Genomic DNA, 18349 nt, shown 5'->3' on the forward strand with positions numbered 1-18349 from the left:
TCACCAGACAATTTCGAGATAGCCGCTTCCCAGGAGGCGGCTATCTTTATTTGCCGAAGAGGCAACAAAGTCTGGAACGGCAGGCGTCCTCCCCCTTTTTCCGGTTCAGTGAAACAAGGAGGCGGCAGAGCCGTTTAAAGGGAAAGGAGATTTTCATGCACGCTTTTCCCCCCACCCTTCTTGCTGCTTTTCTGGTCGCCACGCCGCTAGTGGCGCAGGACGTCCAGTTACCCGAGATCGTGACCCAGGACCCGCTCGTTCCCGAAAGCACGCTCGAGGAGGGCGAACCGCTTCCCGAAAATCCCTACTACGACGACCGCTCGACCGCCGCTTCGGTGGTCGAATCTCTCTATAACGCCATCAACCGCACCGAATATCTTCGCGCCTGGTCCTATTTCGAACACGACGACGCCCTGGACCAGGAGGCCCTGACCGCCGATTTCGAAGAGTTCGCCGCGGGGTACGGGAACACCGAGAACGTGCAATTGCTCGTGGGCCCGGAAGTCACCGAAGGCGCAGCCGGGACGGTTTATTATACAATTCCCGTGGCCATCGAAGCGACCGATCTCGACGGCGCCAGCCAGACCTTTGCCGGCTGCTACACACTCAAGCTGGCCCAGCCCGCGATACAGGCGACGCCTCCGTTCAAGCCGCTCGCCATCACCGAGGGGCAGCTCGAACCCTCGGAGGGTGCGCTGGAAACCGCCCTCCCCACCCAGTGCCCAACCGGCTAAGTTTTCTAGCGCGCCTCGGAGTCGAGCGCGGCTATGGCCTCGTCGATCATCGTGCGCAACATGTGGTCCTGCTCTCGCAGGAGCACCGCTATGGCACGCGTATTCTGCCTCAGCGGCGCAACACTCCCTTGCCCGGCGAAGAAATCATGCTGTAGTTGGGGACTCTCGAGATGCGGCGCCCAGACAATCGCCGCATCGAGCTCCCCCTGCTCCATCAGCGACGCCATGAGTTCGGGCCGGTCATAGGGGAGCCTGCGCACGCCATCGAGCGCGCCGGATTCGATGGCGATCATCGCCTCGGTATCGATGGGGGTGAAAAGCGGCACGCCGAGCCGGGCGCCTTGAGTAAGATCGGTCAGGCTCCGGACGCCGGGTTCCTTGGATATGAGCACATAGGGCGCTTCGAAATACGGGCGCGAGAGTGTCATCCAGTCCGGGGTCACCTCGCCGGGGATGATCTGAACGCCCATGACGCCCACGCAGGACTGGGCGAGTTCCTCGAAAATGACGGGCCAGATGCCCGCCTCGTCGAGCATGCCCATATCGGCCTCGATCTCGACGATTTCAGGTTCGAGCAGCAGAATTCGAGCGATGTCGCGCGCCGTTTCGCGGTCCCGCGCCGCCGTCGCGCTTTCGGGCAGGATACAGAGCGGCAGCCGATTTCCGAAGTCGGGGCGGATGGAGTTGTAAAATTCCGGCGGCACGAACGGCGCCTGCGCGAGAGCATGACCGGCGAGGAGAAAGCCAAACCCGATGCCCAAAAGGCTGCGAAACATCGATTGAAAACCTGGCACGGCGCAGCCTCGTTTCATTGGCAGGGGCCGGATGGATGATCCGGCCCCTTATCGGTCAAACGTCTTCGGGCAGTGCGAAGACCATCATCATGTTACCGCCGGCGGGCCGACGAACTTCAGGCGCCAGCGCCTCAGGCACGCTGGTCGACCAGGTGGCACCGCCGACCCCAATGGGGATCGCCACATACTGGCGATCGTCAACGGCATAGGTGACGGGGTAGCCCTGAGCTGCCTGCGGAAGCGTGACCTCCCAGAGCACATCGCCGCTTTGGGCATCGAAGGCGTAGAAATTGCGCGCCCAGTCACCACCGAACACCACACCGCCTGCCGTGGCCAACGTGGCCGAATTGGCGGTGGTGCGCATGGGGAATTCCCACATGGTTTCGCCGGTATCGACGTTCATGGCCAGGATACGGCCCGAATTGTCCGGATCGTCGGGATGGTTGACGCGGTTGGTGCCGCCACGGCCATTGCCGCCGCCGCCTTCCACCATTTCGACCTCCGTATAGACGATGCCGTCATCGCAATTGATGGCCATGGGGACATAAACGGCGCGCGTTTCGGGGCTGAAGGCCATGGCGCGCCAGCTTCTGAACCCCGTGGCGCTCGGGCAGCTCGACAAGGGCACGTTGAGTTCGCCGATCGCGCCCTCCCGGTAGCCTGCAAAGGTTCCATCGTCATTGAGATCGATCTGATCCTGAAGGCCGATATCGAAGGCCGGAAGCGGTTCTCCCGTCTCGCGATTGCCGCGCCACAAAATGCCCAGCTTGCCCATATTGATATAGGCCGGTTCGCCATCGATATCGATCAGGATGTGCTCAAAGGATTCATCCATGTCGTTGGTTTCGCCGGGAATGTACTGGCGATACCAGACGATCTCGCCGCTGTCGGGATCGAGCGCCAGGGTCGAGGTGGTGTAGAGCCCATCGCCCTCATTGGCGCGCGAAAGGCGGGACCACGGCTTGGCCTGCGAAACCCCGATATAGATCAGCTCTGCTTCCGGGTCGTAGCTCGCCGTGGTCCAGATGTCCCCGCCGCCGCGCAGCGCCAGGGGAATGTCTTCCCAGGTGTCTTGATCGCTTTCGCCGGGGCGTTCGATGGTGATGGTGCGCCAGAGTTCTTCACCGCTCTGGGCATCGTAAGCGACCATCGCGCATTTTTCTTCGCTGAACACGTTGCAACCCTGGAAGCCGACGAACACCTTTCCATCGGCGACCAGGGGAGCGGCCGTAAGGGTCTTGCGATTCTCGTAATCGGCGACCTGGGACTCCCATTCAACCTGTCCGGTTTCGGCATTGAGCGCGACCAGCGCCGCATCGGGGGTGGGCACGTAGATCTTGTCGCCATAGATGGCAAGGCCGCGGTTGAGCCCGCCCGGACGCGCGCCCTCGGGCATTTCCCGACGGTATTCCCACAGCATTTGGCCGGACGTGGCATCGAGCGCCTGCACGATGGCGCCGGGGCTGGCCAGATACATGATGCCGTCATGAACGATAGGGGTGGTTTCCTGGCTGCCCGGCTCCATGGCCCAGCCCCAGGCATAATCGAGATTTCCGACATTTTCGGCGGTGATCTGGTCGAGCTGGGAATAGCCCCAGCCATCGAGCGTATTGCGCCAGTGAATCCAGTCCTCTGGAGCCGGATTGAGAATATCGTCATCGGTAACCGGCTGGAAATCGGCCATTTGTGCCGTCGCCGGACCAGACAGAGCCAGCGCGCCGAGCACGATCAGGCTCGCACCCAAAAGATTGATCTTCATGCTCATCCTCCTCGTTAAGCGGTGCAATTCCAAACCGGAATTGCGGGAGATAGGGGAAATTCAAGATCGGAAACCGGGGCCGGACTCAGCGGCCCCGGCATATGGGCTATTGAAGGCAGAAATCGCCCTTGCCCATCGTGCCGTCGACGCCGGCCAGGACGTGCTGGAGGAAGTTCTGATCCTCGAGGATATCGTGGCTGTGGCCGAGCACCGTCATCCAGGCGCGGCCGCCATCATAGTAATGGCACCATGAGACCGGATGCCCTTCGCCCATGCCCGGATGGGTGTCGGACTGACCCTGGGTCATCGTCGCTTCATCGACGGTCAGAAGAATGTTGATGTCGGAGAGTTTCCGGGGATCGGGGTAGATGTTGTACCACTCTTCCTCGACAAAGAATGTCCCCTCCTCGATATGGGCGACCGAGGGATCGTTCTGCGACTGCACGAGCACCGCGCCCTGCTGGCGCGGGCCGTGGTTGAACAGCTGACCGCCGAGCAGGCCTTCGTACCAATTCCAGCTATAACTCGTGCCGAAGGCGTTGTGGACGCCGACGAACCCGCCGCCGCCGCGCATGTAGAGCATGAGCTGGTGCTTGCCCAGATCGGTCAGCGCCTCGCGGCCCGTCGAAAAGAAGACGATGGTATCCATCGACCGGATGTTGCCGGCGCTTTCGAACGTCGCCGGGTCGTTGGACGCCGTGACCTCGTATCCCTCACCTTCGAACAACGCCGTCAGCGCCGCGACCCCGGCTTCGAGATTGTCGTGCGGGTTAACGCCCGGCGCTACATGATAATAGATCAGCACCTTCCAGGGCTCTTCATCGCCCTCGGTCCGGTTGTTCCAGGGATTGTAACAGCTCTCGTCGATGGAACCACATACGCCGTAGCGTTCGAAGGTCGTGTACTGCTCGGGCTCCTGGGCCTGTGCCGGAAGCCCCGACAAAGCGGCGCAAAGGGCAGCGGCGCCGATAAAGCGCGCCATCAGCTTGGTCATCGTTATCTCCTCCAAGATCGTCAGATCGGGCTCCGGCATGTCCGCGGCCCGGCGTCGGCGACATTCCGGCACGGGCGCTCCTCGAGCCCGCAAAAGTGATTGCACGATAAAATCAGTCATGCAAGATTTAATCTGAGATTTTTGATTTCATGTGCTGATATAGATTTTATATAAAGTTCATTTTGGCTTTTCTGCGAATTTTCGCACGCAAAATCTCGCCCGTCCCGCTGGAAAGCAGGCGATCACAGCGCCTCTGGAACGCAAACTCATCAGCCAAAAATTATTTTCTATGGTATTTCAGGGCGCGATACGCGACCCTGCGAAATCGGCCGCGATGATTTCGGCCAATTCGGTTTCCGTATCCTCGCGCGCACCGCTGACACCCAGCGCGCCAAATAGCACGCCGTCGCGTTCCAGAAGCACGCCTCCGCCCAGCGGAACCACATGCGGGAGATGCGCCAGCGGCATGCCGTCCTTGACGCGCCGAGAGAATTCCGAACTCGGGCGGCGAAATAGCGCCGCCGTACGCGCCTTGGCGAGAGCGGCATCGATGGCGGCGGGAAACGCGCCGTCCATCCGGACCTGGAAATGCGACCAGCCGCCGGTATCGACGACGGCGGCGGCGAGCCGGAAATCCTTTTCTCCGGCCGCCGCAACCACGGCGGCCGCAATGGCTTCTGCCTGCGCGAGGGTGAGCGTTGCGAGCACCGCCGTCATTGCAAGAGATCGGTGCGGGCGCACATGGCGCGCATGGCGACGCCATATCCATCAGCCCCCAGCCCCGCCATCACGGCAGTCGCGACACGGGAAACGTAGGAGTGGTGATAGACTTCCTCGCGCTTGTGCACATTGGTGATGTGGAACTCGAAAATCGGCCCCGGAAACATCTTGAGCGCATCGAAGAGCGCCAGCGAGGTGAAGGTAAAGGCGGCGGGATTGATGATGATCCCCGCCGCCGCGTCGATCGCCTCGTGCACCCACTCGATCAGCCGCTCTTCGCTGTTGGTCTGCCGGAATTCCACTGGCCGCTCACCCGCCGCGGCGCGGCAGATGTCCTCGACCTGGGCAAGCGTGGTCGAGCCGTAGATCTGGGGCTCACGCAGCCCCAGACGGTTGAGATTGGGTCCATTGAGGACGTAGATCGGTTTGGTCATTACGCTATCCGAAAACTAGCCCTGATACCCAAACAGGCGCGGCAACCAGAGCACCGTTTCGGGCACGAAGGTGAAGACCACAAGGCCCAGGATCAGGGTGATAAGGAAGGGAAACACATCCCGGATCAGATCCCGCATGGGCGATCCGGAAATCTTGGTCATGATGAAGAGCAGCAGCCCGAAAGGTGGCGTGATCAGGCCGAGCATGATGTTGACCACCGACATGACGCCGAAATGGACCATGTCGATACCCAACGCCTGGGCGGCGGGAACGAAGACCGGCACGATCACCAACAGGACCGTGGTGCCCTCGAGAAACAGCCCGAGAAGCAGGAACACGATGTTGACCATGATCAGGAAGGTCACCCGATCCATGTTCCAGTCGTTGATCAGGGCGCTGATGGTCGCGGGGATGTTCTCGACGGTCACCACATAGTTGAAGACCAGCGCTCCGGCGATCAGCATGCCGATGGATGCCGTCGTCCGCGCGCTGAGAGAAAGCGAAGCGTAAAATTCCTTGATGTTGACGCTGCGGTAGATCACCACCGAAACGATCAGCGCATAGAACGCGGCCACGGCGGCGGCCTCGGTCGGGGTCGTGACCCCGCCATAGATGCCGTACATCAACACCACCGGCATCATGAGCACCGGCAGGGCCTTCCAGGTCATCATGGGAAGCTTGCGGTAGGGCACCGGCGCCTCGACGGGAAAATTCCTGATCCGCGCCGTAAACGCGATCTGCACCATCATGATGCCAGCCATGATCAACCCCGGCACGATACCGGCAAGAAAAAGATAGCCGATCGAGGCGTCCGCAACGATGGCATAAAGCACCATGGGGATCGAGGGCGGGATGATGGGACCGATGACGGCAGTCACCGCTGTCAGCGCGGCCGCGTAGCTGGGCGTATATTTGCCGTCCTTGGTCATCATGTACTGCATCATCTTGCCCGAGCCGGCGGCATCGGCGATGGCCGAGCCCGACATGCCGGCAAAGACGATCGATTGCAGGACGTTGACCTGGGCCAGCCCGCCCCGGAAACGGCCGACAAGCGCGTTGCACCATTCGAGCAGCCGGGTCGAGAGCGTCCCCGAATTCATGATCTCGGCGGCGAGTACGAACAGCGGGACGGCCAGGATGATGTAGTTAGAATACATGCCGTTGAGGAACTGCTCCGCGGCAATGCCCATGTCGATGCCCGAAACGGCGAGATAGAGGATCGAGCCGCCGATCATCGAGAGGCCCATGGGCACGCCGAGCATGGCGAGCGAAAGGATGGCGATGAGGCAGAGGACAAAGGGATCTGCAAAATTCATATTCCCGATCCCTTCTTGGTCGGGTCGATCTCCTCGGTCTTACCCCTGAGCGCGTTGAAGGCGGCAAGGGCATGACGGACGATCATGGACAGGATGAAAAAGACGAAGATCGAATAGACGATGTCGAAGGGAATGCGCAGATAGGCGGTGCGCTGGACCCGCATGAACATCACATAGTCGACGATTGCCGGCAGGGCCATTGCGAGCAGGACGACGATCGCGACCGAACCGACGATGACCATCACCCGTCGGGTCCTGGCGGAGACGGCGCTGTAGATCAGATCGAACCGGATTTCCTCTTCATCCCGCACCACGAACCCGACGCCGAACAGCACGATCCATATCCAGAGCAGAACGCTGATTTCATTCGTCCAGCCGATGGGCATGTTGACGACGTAGCGGAAGAAAATCTGCAGAATAAAGACGGCGAACATGGCCAGCAGCATGAACGACAGCGCATTGTCGGCACGCGCATGCAGCCATTTGCCGACGCGCTTCAGACGGTCGGTCATTGGGCCCTCCAGTTGATGAGATTGAGATCCCGGAATAAGCCGGTGGCGCCCAGGGCGCCACCGATAATCATTCAGAGCGCGTTGACGGCGTCGATAGCGCCTTCAGGCCAGCTCTCTGAAATCGCGTTGTCGAGATAAAGCTGCTGGGCGTAAGCGCGGAAGGCATCGATATCGGGTTCGTAGATATTGAGACCGGCTTCCTCGAACTCAGCGATCAACTGGGCTTCCTGGGCCTGATGCTGCTCCTCGCTCCAGGCCAGCGCCGCATCGGCGGAGTCTTGAATGAGCTGTTGATCCTCGGGCGAAAGCGAATTCCAGAGCTCGCTGGAAATCACATAGAGATCGAAGGCCACGAGGTGCGAGGTCAGGACGATCTGATCGAGAACCTCATAAAAGCGCATGTTCTGAATATTGGGAAGCGGGTTGTCCTGCCCATCGATGGCGCCGGTCTGCAGGCCCGTATAAACCTCGGCGTAGTCCATCGGCGTGGGATTGGCGCCCAACGCGCTGCCCAGGAACTGCCAGGCCTCGCCTCCGGGCATGCGCAGGGTCACGCCAGACATATCCTCGGGGGTCTGGATTTCACGATCGATGGCCAGCCCCGCGTGCCGCGTTCCAAAATAGGTGGGGCCGATAATGTGGATACCGAGCTGCTCCTCGGCCATCTGGGAAAATTCCTGGCCGATCTCGCTGGCGAAAAAGGCATGGACGTGATCGATATCGCGGAACAGATAGGCCGAGCTGATCATCGACCAGGCGGGAATCTGGTTGGCGATGTCCTGGGGAGCCACGTTGCCCATCTCGAGATTGCCGCGCTGAATGGCAACCAGTTCGGTGCCCTGACGGAACAGCGTGCCGCCGTAGAAGGGTTCGAGCGTAAAGCGCTCGGAAATGGCGTCGCCGAACTGCTCGGTCATCGAGGCGCGGATGTCCTGGTTCGAAAACACCGCCGAAAAACGCAGCGTCTGCTTTTCGGCATCCTGCGCCATGGCCGGCAGCGACGACAGCATGGTCAGCGCGACGGCGCCGAGCATGGCGGCACGCCGCGTCATTTTGAAAATGGTCACGATCTTCCTCCTTGTTTTGCATCGGCTTGGATTGGCGCGCCGCAGCCCGTTTGCGCGACAAACTCCCCCATCTTCGCCGACCATCAAAATGTACGAACTAGTTCGTTTAAGTCAAGCCGTTTTACTCCGGGCACTTCCCGGACATCTAGCTTTGGCTCAAACATATGTCAAACTCAAAAATCTCATATGAAAGCATTTTCTTCTGTGGTATCGCCGATGGTGACATCGGTTTCGATTCATGCAAGACAAACCTAAAAGGGAGCCGACAATGGCAGGGAGAGCTTTGGGCGACTCCATGGACGAGATCACCGATACCGTAGGCGAACAGGCGTTTCGCCGCATTCGCGGGGACATTATTTCAGGCGAGCTCAAGCCCGGCCAGAAGCTCAAGCTCGAACGGCTCAAGAGCCAGTATGGGGTGAGCGTGAGCACGCTGCGCGAAATCCTCAACCGGCTCACCACCGAGGATCTGGTGCTGGCGGAGGGACAGCGGGGCTTCGAGGTTTCCCCCGCTTCGGTCGACAATCTGCGCGAGGTCGGCGATTTGCGCCTGGTTCTGGAAAACCACGCGCTGGCCCTCTCATTTGCCGCCGGGGACCTCGATTGGGAAGCGGAGGTCGTTGCCGCCCATCACAAGCTGTCCTCGATCGAAAAGGCCCTGCTTGGGGGCGATGAGGATCGCACCGCGCAATGGATCAAATATGATTTCGCCTTCCACCACGCGATGATCTCGGCCTGCGGTTCGAAATCGCTCCTGGCCATCCACCAATCGATCTTCGATCGGTTCATGCGCTACCACATGCTGGCGCAGAGTTTCCGTGGCGGCGGGGTATCCCAGGATCACCGCGAGCTTTTCGAGCTGGCGCTGGCGCGCGACGTCCAGGGTGCGCAGGCCAAGCTCGCCTCGCACATTCATCTGGGCATCGATCATATATTGAGCACCGGCAAGCTCTGAGGCTTACGCCGCCGCCTCGAAGGTTTGCGTCATGCCATCACGCGATGGCTGGTGACCGGTGAACAGTTCGAAGGCCTTGACCGCCTGAAAGATCGCCATCCCGGCACCCGGAAGCGTTGCGCATCCCTTTTTTCGGGCCTGCTCGATCAGCGCCGTCACACGCGGGAAATAGATGATGTCGGCCACCCATTGGTTGGCATCGAGCCGGGAGACATCCACCGGAAGGCCGGGATATTTGTCCATGCCGACCGGCGTCGTATTGACCATGCCATCGACACCGCCGAGCAATGGGCCGATATCGCTCACCGCACGCACAAGGCGCCCCGAACGCGAGAGTTGGCTCGCAAGGGCCTGCGCCTTTTCGGAATCGAGATCGTAGATCGCCAGATCGCCGACGCCCAGTTCGAGCAAGGCCTGGGCAACGGCCGCTCCCGCACCGCCGGCCCCGAGTTGGAGGACGCGATTACGCTCTGCATTGGGCATGCCGATCCGAAAACTTTCGGCGAACCCCCAGCAATCGGTGTTGTGCCCTACCCGTCCCTCATGTCCGAACAGCACGGTATTGACGGCACCAATGGCGGCGGCATTGTCGGACAGCGCGGCGAGATGGGCAATGACCGCCTGCTTGAACGGGTGGGTCACATTGAGGCCGGAAAACCCGATTTTTTCGAGAACGCCGATCACATCGGGCAAATCCTCGTTGCTCAAACCCAGCGCGTCGAAATCGATGAGATGGTAGTGATAATCGAGCCCCAGCCGCTCGCCTTCGCGCCTGTGCATTATGGGAGACAACGAAGCGCCGATGCCGCGTCCGAGCAGGCCGATATGGATCGCGCCGCGCGCGCCCAGATCGATCAGTTCGGCCAACCCGCGCGTCAGCTTTTCCATGCCGTCTCCATCCATTCCCGAAAAGGCCCAGGTGCGCCGCTGGCCGGCTGTACTTGTCTTTTGATGCCCGCTCGACCTAAATGCAGCATCACTTCGTGACATTAATGTACGAACTAGTTAGTTTAGTCAATCTGCCCATACGGCAAAGAAGGCGTATCGTGACCGACTCCGAAAATCCTCCCCGGCAAGGCAAGCGGCAGCAGGACCCCGAAGGGACCCGCCGTGACATCATGGCGGTGGCGTCGTCCGAATTCGCGCTCAATGGGCTGGCCGGCGCCCGGATCGACGAGATCGCCGAAAAGACCCGCGCGTCCAAGCGCATGATCTATTATTATTTTGGAGACAAGGAAGGGCTCTATGTCAGCGCGCTGGAAAACGCCTATCGCGTGGTCCGCGAAGGCGAAGCCAAGCTCGATATCGAGAGCCTTTCTCCCATCGACGGCCTCAAGCGTCTCGTCGGCTTCACTTTCGACCACCATCACCAGCATGAGGATTTCATCCGCATGGTGATGATCGAAAACATCCATTCGGGCCGCTATCTCGAACGCTCGGAACTGCACGCCGTCAATGAATCGGCGATCCATCGCATCGAAGCGCTTTATGAAAAAGGCGTGGCGGAGGGACAATTCCGCCCCCATCTCGACCCGCTGGAAATCCATTGGCAGATCAGCGCGCTGTGCTTTTTCAACGTCTCGAACCGCGCCACCTTTTCCCATCTGTTCCAGCGCGATATCGGATCGGCCGAATCCCAGGCGTCACTGCGCCAGAACGTGATCGACATGGTGGTACGCTATGTGGTCAAGCCTGAATTCTTCGGGCTGGCATAGCGTCCGCATATGTCGTCGCCCGGCCATCGCCGCCACTATATGAACCAGTTCGTTTAGCCCGGAGCCTTTAATGAAGACCTCGATTGCGACCGTTTCGATCAGTGGCGATCTGCGTGAGAAGCTGGCGGCCATCGCGGCGGCGGGGTTCGACGGCATCGAGATTTTCGAGAACGATTTCCTGGCCTTCGATGGCGGCCCGCGCGAAGTGGGCCGCATGGTGCGCGACCATGGGCTGGAGATTTCCCTTTTCCAGCCCTTCCGCGATTTCGAGGGCCTGCCCGAGCCTCAGCGCTCGCGCGCCTTCGACCGCGCCGAACGCAAATTCGACGTGATGGAAGAGCTGGGCACCGATCTGGTGCTGGTCTGCTCCAACGTCTCCCCCGCCGCGCTCGGCGGCATCGACAGGGCGGCGGACGATCTGCGGGAGTTGGGCGCGCGCGCGGCCAAGCGCAATCTGCGCATCGGCTACGAGGCCCTGGCCTGGGGCCGGCACGTCAACGATCACCGCGACGCCTGGGAAATCGTGCGCCGCGCCGACCACGCCAATGTCGGGCTGATCGTCGACAGCTTCCACACCTTCGCGCGCAAGGTGGACCCCGAAACCATCCGCGCGATCCCCGGCGACAAGATTTTCTTTGTCCAGCTCGCCGACGCGCCGTTGATCGATATGGATTTGCTCTATTGGAGCCGGCATTTCCGTACAATGCCCGGCCAGGGCGATCTCGACGTCGCGGCCTTTGCCCGGGCCGTCGCGGCGACAGGCTACAAAGGCGTCTGGTCGCTGGAAATCTTCAACGACCAGTTCCGGGGCGGCTCGCCCGGCACCATCGCTGCCGACGGTCACCGCTCGCTTGTGGCGCTCATGGATACCGTGCGCCGCACGGAACCCGAGATCGCCGTCGACCTCGATCCCATGCCCGCCCCGATCGCCGTCGAAGGTGTAGAATTCATCGAGTTCGCCGCCAATGAAGCCGAGGCGGCCGATCTCACCGCCATGCTCGCCTCGATGGGCTTTGCCCATGCCGGCCGACACATCGCAAAAGACGTCAATCTCTACCGCAATGGTGGCGTCAACGTCGTGGTCAACACCGAGCGCGAGGGCTTCGCCCATTCGGCCTATCTGATGCACGGCACCAGCGTGTGCGACATCGGACTCAAGGTCGGCGATGCCCGCGCCACCGTCGAGCGCGCCCGTGCCCTGGGCGCCGAGCCCTTCGAGCAGCCGGTGGGACCGGGCGAGCTCAAGATCCCCGCGATCCGTGGCGTGGGGGGCGGGCTCATGCACTTCATCGACACCAAGACCGAACTGGCTACCGTTTGGGAAACCGAGTTCAGCCCGGTTCATGCTCCGGCCACCGATATGGGCATCACCCATTTCGACCATATCGGCCAGACCATGAACTATGAAGAACTGCTCACCTGGCTGTTGTTCTATACGACCCTGTTCGACACCACCAAAACCCCGATGCTCGACGTCGTGGACCCGGCTGGGCTGGTGCGCAGCCAGGTGATCGAGAACGCGGCGGGCACCATTCGTTTCACCCTGAACGGCGCTGATCGTTCCTCGACGCTGGCCGGCCATTTCATCTCGGAAAGCTTCGGCTCCTCGGTCCAGCACGTGGCCTTCGCCTCATCCGACATCTTCAAGACCGCCGCCGCGCTCAAAACCACCGGCTTTGATCCGCTTTCCATCTCCCCGAACTATTTCGCCGACATTCAGGCCCGCTTCGGGCTTGATGACGATTTCCTCGGTCAACTCAGGGCTGGCAACATCCTCTACGACCGCGACGAAACGGGCGGGGAGTATTTCCAGCTCTATTCCACCCTTTATGGCGACGGCTTCTTCTTCGAGATCGTCGAGCGGCGCGGCGGCTATAATGGATATGGCGCCCCCAACGCCCAGTTCCGCATCGCCGCGCAAAAGCGTGCGCTGAGGGGGAAATCCATCCCGGCGCGATAGATCGTGGCACTGGCGGGAGGCAGGGCAATCGTGGAAGACTGACGCCGTCCCGATTCTCCGCCAGCCCCGCCCGAATGCCTTTCTTCGATTTACTCATCCCGCCCGGCCTCGACGCCGGGATAACGATCGCGCTGCTTTTGACCAGCGTCATCGCCTCGTTCATCACCATCGCCTTCGGCATCGGCGGGGGCGTTCTTCTGCTGGCGGTCATAGCGAGCCTGATCCCGCCCGCCGCCCTCATCCCGGTGCATGGCGTCGTGCAGATGGGCTCCAATTTCGGGCGGCTCGCCCTGATGTTCCGCTACGTCAACTGGCAGCCCATGCTCGCCTTTGGGGCAGGTTCGGTTGTCGGCGTCCTGGTGGGCGGGGCCATTTCGTTCAATCTTTCCCCCGCACTCGTACAGGCGGGCGTTGGATTTTTCGTGCTGTGGTCGATCTTTCGAAAGCCTCCGCGCTGGATGAGCGGCTTGCCCGTGGTTTCCGGCGCGATATCGAGCTTTCTCACCATGCTTTTCGGTGCCACCGGCCCGTTCGTTGCGACCTTCACCAAATCCTTGGCGCTCGACCGGCATCGGCATGTGGCGACCCATGCCGCGTTCATGACCGTGCAGCATCTGCTCAAAACGCTGATGTTCGGCTTTCTCGGCTTCGCCTTCGGCCCCTGGATCGGCTTTATCGGCGCGATGATCGTGGCCGGCGCCATCGGTACGCTTTTGGGACGTCTCGTCCTCGACAGGATGACCGACCACCGCTTCCGCATCGCCCTCGACATCGTCCTCGGACTACTGGCGATAAGGCTGATCTGGTCCGGGCTTCATGATTTATGGGCCCGGTGATGCGGCAGTTGGGCAACAGCCCGCGCGTTGCCGACAGTCAAGCGGATCGGGGGTGTTGAGAGCGGCCCGATTTTGCAGTTGAGTGCGAGGCGATCGGTATTGGGTTCGGCGATGCGTGTTCTGATTGCCTTGGTTGTGAGTTTCATGGGTTGCCTGCATGCCGGACAGGCAATGGCGCAGGGCCTTGATCCAATCGATGCGATCAACAGTTGCGAGAGCTTCGTCGAAGGCGCCATCCGCCCCGAATTCAGCGCCGATTTCAAAAATCCCTACAAGGTCGTCTGCTATTTCGGACTGATCGATTCCGAAATCCATCAGGACCACCGCGACGTCTGCATCCGCGTTTCGTCCTCGCTCGGCGATGCCCATCGCCAGATCGCCGAATTCATGTGCACGGGCGCCTATGAGGCGCATATAAACGCTACGGATCGATAGCCGCCGGAACCGCAAGGGTTCAAATCCGTTTCTCCCGTCGTCAAACATAGGAGAAACGCCATGGCCGGTGGCATTGCCAATGGACTCAATTCATCGCTTCACAGCCAGATGCGCGATTTGCGGAGCCAGCTCGCCCATATTTCCAAGACCCTTGCCGACAATGGCATCGATTTCGATGACCTTGCGGGAGAGGCCGAGGATTTCATGCACGGAGCGCGAAAGAACGCGCGCCGCGCCGTGCGCCAGGTTCGTCGCGATGCCGATGTGATCGCCCACGCCGCCCAAAAGGCGCCGGCCGCAACGGGCACTGTGCTCGTCGTTGCCGCCGCCGTCGGTTTTGGCCTGGGCTTTCTGTATCACCTCGCCCAGCGGGACTGACCCCGGAGCCGAGCCTTTGCTCATCGCGCTCCCGAACCGCAAAAGTGGTGTCCACTTTTGCTGGAAGCGCTTTAGCGCTTGTTGCGCATGGCCTGGGACAGCGCCGCGCCAAACGCTCCCTGGCTCGGCGCTTCGGGTTTTGATTTCGGCCGGGCGCGGTCGTGGGTGGGACGGGTCTCCCCACCGCCGCGCTCGGGCGTAGCGTCACGGCGCATGGACAGGCTAATGCGCTTGCGCCTGGCGTCCACCTCCAGCACCTTGACCTTCACCACGTCCCCCGCCTTGACCACCTCATGGGCATCCTTGACGAACCGGTCGGCGAGCTGGGAGACGTGCACCAACCCATCCTGATGCACCCCGATATCGACGAAGGCGCCGAATGCGGCGACGTTGGTCACCGTCCCCTCCAGCATCATGCCGGGCTTTAGATCCGATATTTCCTCGACCCCTTCGGCAAATGTCGCCGTCTTGAACTCGGGTCGGGGATCGCGGCCGGGCTTTTCGAGTTCGGCGAGAATGTCGCGCACCGTCGGCAGGCCGAATTTGTCATCGACGAAAATCCTCGGATCGAGCTTTTTAAGCGCGGCGCTGTCGCCCATGAGCGCGCGGATATCGCGGCCGCAGGCGGAAACGATCTTGCGCGCCACGCCATAGGCTTCCGGATGGACCGATGAGGCATCGAGCGGTTCGGCGCCGTCGCGGATGCGCAGGAATCCCGCTGCCTGTTCGAACGCCTTGGGGCCCAGCCGCGCCACCTTGAGAAGGTCTTTCCGCGAAGCGAAAGCGCCATTGGCATTGCGATGGGCGACAATGGCTTCGGCCAATGACGTGCCCAGGCCCGAAACCCGCGCCAGAAGGGGAGCCGAAGCAGTGTTGAGGTCGACCCCCACCGCGTTCACGGCATCCTCGACCACCGCGTCGAGCGCCTTGGCGAGCCGGTATTGGTCAACATCGTGCTGATACTGTCCCACCCCGATCGATTTGGGCTCGATCTTGACCAGTTCGGCCAGCGGGTCCTGCAACCGCCGCGCGATCGACACCGCGCCGCGCAGCGAAACGTCGAGATCGGGCAATTCGTTGGAGGCGGTTTCCGAGGCGGAATAGACCGACGCTCCCGCCTCGCTCACCACCACCTTGAGCGGCTTGGGCGCGGGGATCATCGAAAGCAGATCGGTCACCAGCCGTTCGGTTTCCCGGCTCGCCGTTCCGTTGCCGATGGCGATCAGATCCACCTTGTGCCGCGCGATCAACGCCGAGAGCACAGACTGGCTGCCCCGCACATCGTTGCGCGGCGCAAAGGGATAGATGGTCGCCGTATCAAGCACCTTGCCCGTCGCGTCGACCACGGCAACCTTGACGCCCGTCCGGATGCCGGGGTCGAGCCCCATGGTCGCCCGGTTGCCCGCCGGCGCGGCCAGCAGAAGGTCCTTGAGGTTGCGCGCGAACACGGTGATCGCCTCATCCTCGGCGCGCTCGCGCAGCCGGCCCATCAAATCCACCGACAGGTGCAGCCAAAGCTTGACGCGCCAGCTCCAGCGCGCCACCTCCATCAGCCATTGATCGGCCGGTCCGCCATCTGCCCTGATGCCGAAATGGGCGGCAACCATCGCTTCGGCGGGCTTGTATTTCCCTTCCGCGTCGGCATCGAGTTCCAGATCGACCGTTAGCACCTCTTCGTTGCGCCCGCGCAGCATGGCAAGCGCCCTGTGGCTGGGCGCCTTGGCCCAGGGTTCGGCATGGTCGAAATAATCCGAGAACTTGGCGCCCTGCTCCTCCTTGCCCGCCACGACCCTGGCGCGCAATACCGCGTTGCGTTCCATATAATCCCGGAGCTTGCCGATCAGGTCGGCATCCTCGGCAAACCGTTCGGCGAGAATATCGCGCGCGCCGTCGAGCGCCGCCTTGGCGTCGGACACTTCCTCGGAGATGAACTTTTCCGCTTCGACCGAGGGAACCAGGCTGCGGTCGCCAAACAGCGCATCGGCCAGCGGCTCCAGCCCGCGCTCGCGGGCGATCTCGGCCTTGGTGCGGCGCTTGGGCTTATAGGGAAGATAGATGTCTTCCAGTTCGGCCTTGGTCATGACCCGCGCGATCTGGGCGGCCAGATCGTCGGTCAATTTCCCCTGCGACTCGATAGACTGCACGATGGCCGTGCGCCGCGCCTCGAGCTCGCGCAGATAGCCGAGCCGGGTTTCGAGCGTACGCAATTGCGCATCGTCCAGACCGCCGGTCGCCTCCTTGCGATAGCGCGCGACGAACGGAACCGTCGCGCCGCCGTCGAGCAGGCCCACGGCTGCGGCGACCTGATCGGGACGGGCGGAAATCTCGCTGGCAATGAGGCGGGCAATGGCTTGGGCTGTGTCGGTCATGGGTATCCGGTACAAATGAGAGAACGGGACATTAGGCGGCGATTGTGGCACTGGCAAAGTCTTCGGCGGCTCCGTCCACAGGCGCTGACCGCTATTTTCTGTGCTCGCTCGGCAACACCGCGCATCAAGCAGCGCCCGCTCACCGCTCCGTGACCGCGTGCCGCCTTTATCGCGCCATGATTATTGCAGTACCGATAGGACATGAACCGTTACCTACCCATATTGTTGGTGGCTTTGGGCCTGCTCCTGGTCTCGACCTCCTTCGCCGCCGCACAGACCGGCGCGAAGATCGAGGCGAACCATGAACAGGTCTGCCTCGACGCGTCGACGACTTTTGCGCCCCAGGCCGAGGGCCAAAATATCCATCGGTGCTGGAAACAATTGGGCCTGGGCATTCTGGTCAACGGCTGCAAGACGCATGTTGCCCTGCCCGATACGGCGGTTTCCATCGGAGAGCGGCCCGCCCCGGTCTGGCTTTTCCAGACCGACCCGGTTTCCTATGAAGGGCCATCGCCGCCTCTCGACCTGCGGCCTCCAAGGGCCTAGCCGCCCCCTGTCTTCCCTATTCCTTTTCAATGCCCGGGCACGCTCTGCGCCGCCCCAATGACGAGACGTTGACATGACCGATCTTTTGATGAGCCGGCGCGGCTTTTTGGCCGGCGCCTCCAGCCTTCTGGCCTTGACCGCCGCCGGCTGCACCACCACCTCGCAACCCACCAGCCAGACGGCAAACCTGCCGCCCCCGATCCCGGCCGACGTGGTGATGATGTATGCCGCGATCCCCTATGAGCAGTTCCCGGTTCCCGCCGTCGATCTGCGCTATCTCGATCCCCAATATTATCGCAAGCGCGTTCCCTACCCGACCACCGAAAAGCCGGGAACTGTCGTGGTCGATACGCCCAATTTCTACCTCTACCACGTCGAGGAGAATGGCATGGCTATGCGCTATGGCTGCGGGCTTGGCCGTGCCGGCTTCGAATGGTCGGGGCGTGGGCACATTGCCTATGCGCGCGAATGGCCCGTCTGGACGCCGCCTTCGGACATGATCGATCGCCAGCCCGAGCTGGAAAAATGGCGCCGCGGCCAGCCGCCGGGGCTGGACAATCCGCTCGGTGCCCGTGCGCTCTATATCCACGAAGGCAATCGCGACACGATCTATCGCATCCACGGCACCGGCGAGACCTGGACGATCGGTCAGGCCGTCTCATCGGGCTGCGTGCGGCTTCTCCATCATGACGTGATCCACCTGGCCAGCAACATCAGGTTCGGCTCCCCGCTCGTCGTGCTCGAAAGCGCTCCCGCTTTTCCCCAGACGCCTCAATTGGTTTAAGTCGTTCTGCCGACTTACCGAAAAGAAAAAAGGGCGCTCC

General features: G+C 61.6%; 19 protein-coding genes. 9 read left to right on the forward strand and 10 right to left on the reverse strand.

The window, feature by feature from the left end; translation table 11 throughout:
• Window positions 1-155 precede the first annotated feature (155 nt).
• A complete protein-coding gene (locus V4T21_RS16265) occupies window positions 156-734 on the forward strand; it encodes a hypothetical protein (RefSeq protein ID WP_332718772.1) in 579 nt (192 codons plus the stop codon).
• A 5-nt stretch (window positions 735-739) separates the two neighbouring features.
• Here the strand turns inward: V4T21_RS16265 and V4T21_RS16270 are convergent, their stop codons facing one another.
• The 8 genes from V4T21_RS16270 to dctP all read right to left on the reverse strand — a co-directional run bounded on the left by V4T21_RS16270 (window position 740) and on the right by dctP (window position 8316).
• On the reverse strand, window positions 740-1528 hold the full coding sequence (locus tag V4T21_RS16270) for a transporter substrate-binding domain-containing protein (RefSeq protein ID WP_332718773.1): 789 nt from the start codon (window positions 1526-1528) through the stop codon (window positions 740-742).
• A gap of 55 nt (window positions 1529-1583) precedes the next feature.
• Entirely contained in the window at window positions 1584-3287 is a 1704-nt protein-coding gene (locus V4T21_RS16275; RefSeq protein ID WP_332718774.1) for a pyrroloquinoline quinone-dependent dehydrogenase, read from the reverse strand.
• A 106-nt stretch (window positions 3288-3393) separates the two neighbouring features.
• Entirely contained in the window at window positions 3394-4281 is an 888-nt protein-coding gene (locus tag V4T21_RS16280) for a ThuA domain-containing protein (RefSeq protein WP_332718775.1), read from the reverse strand.
• 297 nt (window positions 4282-4578) lie between these two features.
• Complete coding sequence (locus tag V4T21_RS16285) at window positions 4579-4998, reverse strand: GlcG/HbpS family heme-binding protein (RefSeq protein WP_332718776.1); 420 nt, start codon at window positions 4996-4998, stop codon at window positions 4579-4581.
• Window positions 4995-5435: a type II 3-dehydroquinate dehydratase gene (locus tag V4T21_RS16290; protein ID WP_332718777.1), complete on the reverse strand. Its 441-nt coding sequence runs from the start codon at window positions 5433-5435 to the stop codon at window positions 4995-4997. The genes V4T21_RS16285 and V4T21_RS16290 overlap by 4 nt, the downstream gene beginning before the upstream one ends.
• 15 nt (window positions 5436-5450) lie before the next feature.
• Complete coding sequence (locus V4T21_RS16295) at window positions 5451-6752, reverse strand: TRAP transporter large permease (RefSeq protein ID WP_332718778.1); 1302 nt, start codon at window positions 6750-6752, stop codon at window positions 5451-5453.
• Window positions 6749-7264, reverse strand: a complete 516-nt coding sequence (locus tag V4T21_RS16300) for a TRAP transporter small permease (RefSeq protein WP_332718779.1) — start codon at window positions 7262-7264, stop codon at window positions 6749-6751. Before V4T21_RS16300 ends, V4T21_RS16295 begins: the two co-directional genes overlap by 4 nt.
• 71 nt (window positions 7265-7335) lie before the next feature.
• Window positions 7336-8316 (reverse strand): TRAP transporter substrate-binding protein DctP, encoded by a 981-nt coding sequence (dctP, locus tag V4T21_RS16305; RefSeq protein WP_332718949.1) that lies wholly within the window; start codon window positions 8314-8316, stop codon window positions 7336-7338.
• A 283-nt stretch (window positions 8317-8599) separates the two neighbouring features.
• On the opposite strand from dctP, the gene V4T21_RS16310 reads away from it, so the two are divergent.
• Entirely contained in the window at window positions 8600-9286 is a 687-nt protein-coding gene (locus tag V4T21_RS16310; protein ID WP_332718780.1) for a GntR family transcriptional regulator, read from the forward strand.
• A 3-nt stretch (window positions 9287-9289) separates the two neighbouring features.
• Here V4T21_RS16310 and V4T21_RS16315 read toward each other — a convergent pair whose 3' ends face one another.
• Window positions 9290-10174, reverse strand: coding sequence for a shikimate dehydrogenase (locus V4T21_RS16315; protein WP_332718782.1), 885 nt, complete (start codon window positions 10172-10174; stop codon window positions 9290-9292).
• Window positions 10175-10332: 158 nt separating this feature from the next.
• Here V4T21_RS16315 and V4T21_RS16320 point away from each other — a divergent pair, with 158 nt between their 5' ends.
• The 5 genes from V4T21_RS16320 to V4T21_RS16340 all read left to right on the forward strand — a co-directional run bounded on the left by V4T21_RS16320 (window position 10333) and on the right by V4T21_RS16340 (window position 14610).
• Complete coding sequence (locus tag V4T21_RS16320) at window positions 10333-11001, forward strand: TetR/AcrR family transcriptional regulator (protein ID WP_332718784.1); 669 nt, start codon at window positions 10333-10335, stop codon at window positions 10999-11001.
• A gap of 70 nt (window positions 11002-11071) precedes the next feature.
• A complete protein-coding gene (locus V4T21_RS16325; RefSeq protein WP_332718786.1) occupies window positions 11072-12961 on the forward strand; it encodes a bifunctional sugar phosphate isomerase/epimerase/4-hydroxyphenylpyruvate dioxygenase family protein in 1890 nt (629 codons plus the stop codon).
• Between the two features lie 74 nt (window positions 12962-13035).
• The gene (locus V4T21_RS16330; RefSeq protein WP_332718788.1) at window positions 13036-13797 is read left to right on the forward strand and encodes a sulfite exporter TauE/SafE family protein; all 762 of its coding nucleotides are present in this window, start codon (window positions 13036-13038) and stop codon (window positions 13795-13797) included.
• Between the two features lie 111 nt (window positions 13798-13908).
• The gene (locus tag V4T21_RS16335) at window positions 13909-14232 is read left to right on the forward strand and encodes a hypothetical protein (protein WP_332718790.1); all 324 of its coding nucleotides are present in this window, start codon (window positions 13909-13911) and stop codon (window positions 14230-14232) included.
• A 60-nt stretch (window positions 14233-14292) separates the two neighbouring features.
• Window positions 14293-14610, forward strand: a complete 318-nt coding sequence (locus tag V4T21_RS16340) for a hypothetical protein (protein ID WP_332718792.1) — start codon at window positions 14293-14295, stop codon at window positions 14608-14610.
• 71 nt (window positions 14611-14681) lie between these two features.
• On the opposite strand, the gene V4T21_RS16345 is transcribed toward V4T21_RS16340, so the two are convergent.
• Window positions 14682-16979: a Tex family protein gene (locus V4T21_RS16345; protein WP_332718795.1), complete on the reverse strand. Its 2298-nt coding sequence runs from the start codon at window positions 16977-16979 to the stop codon at window positions 14682-14684.
• A 201-nt stretch (window positions 16980-17180) separates the two neighbouring features.
• Here V4T21_RS16345 and V4T21_RS16350 point away from each other — a divergent pair, with 201 nt between their 5' ends.
• Window positions 17181-17525 carry a hypothetical protein gene (locus tag V4T21_RS16350; protein WP_332718797.1) on the forward strand — a complete coding sequence of 115 codons (345 nt, stop codon included), beginning with the start codon at window positions 17181-17183 and terminating at the stop codon, window positions 17523-17525.
• Window positions 17526-17598: 73 nt separating this feature from the next.
• On the forward strand, window positions 17599-18309 hold the full coding sequence (locus V4T21_RS16355) for a L,D-transpeptidase (RefSeq protein WP_332718799.1): 711 nt from the start codon (window positions 17599-17601) through the stop codon (window positions 18307-18309).
• Window positions 18310-18349 lie beyond the last annotated feature (40 nt).

The organism is Pelagibacterium mangrovi (genome assembly GCF_036662815.1).
In the GTDB taxonomy this organism is placed as follows: domain Bacteria; phylum Pseudomonadota; class Alphaproteobacteria; order Rhizobiales; family Devosiaceae; genus Pelagibacterium; species Pelagibacterium mangrovi.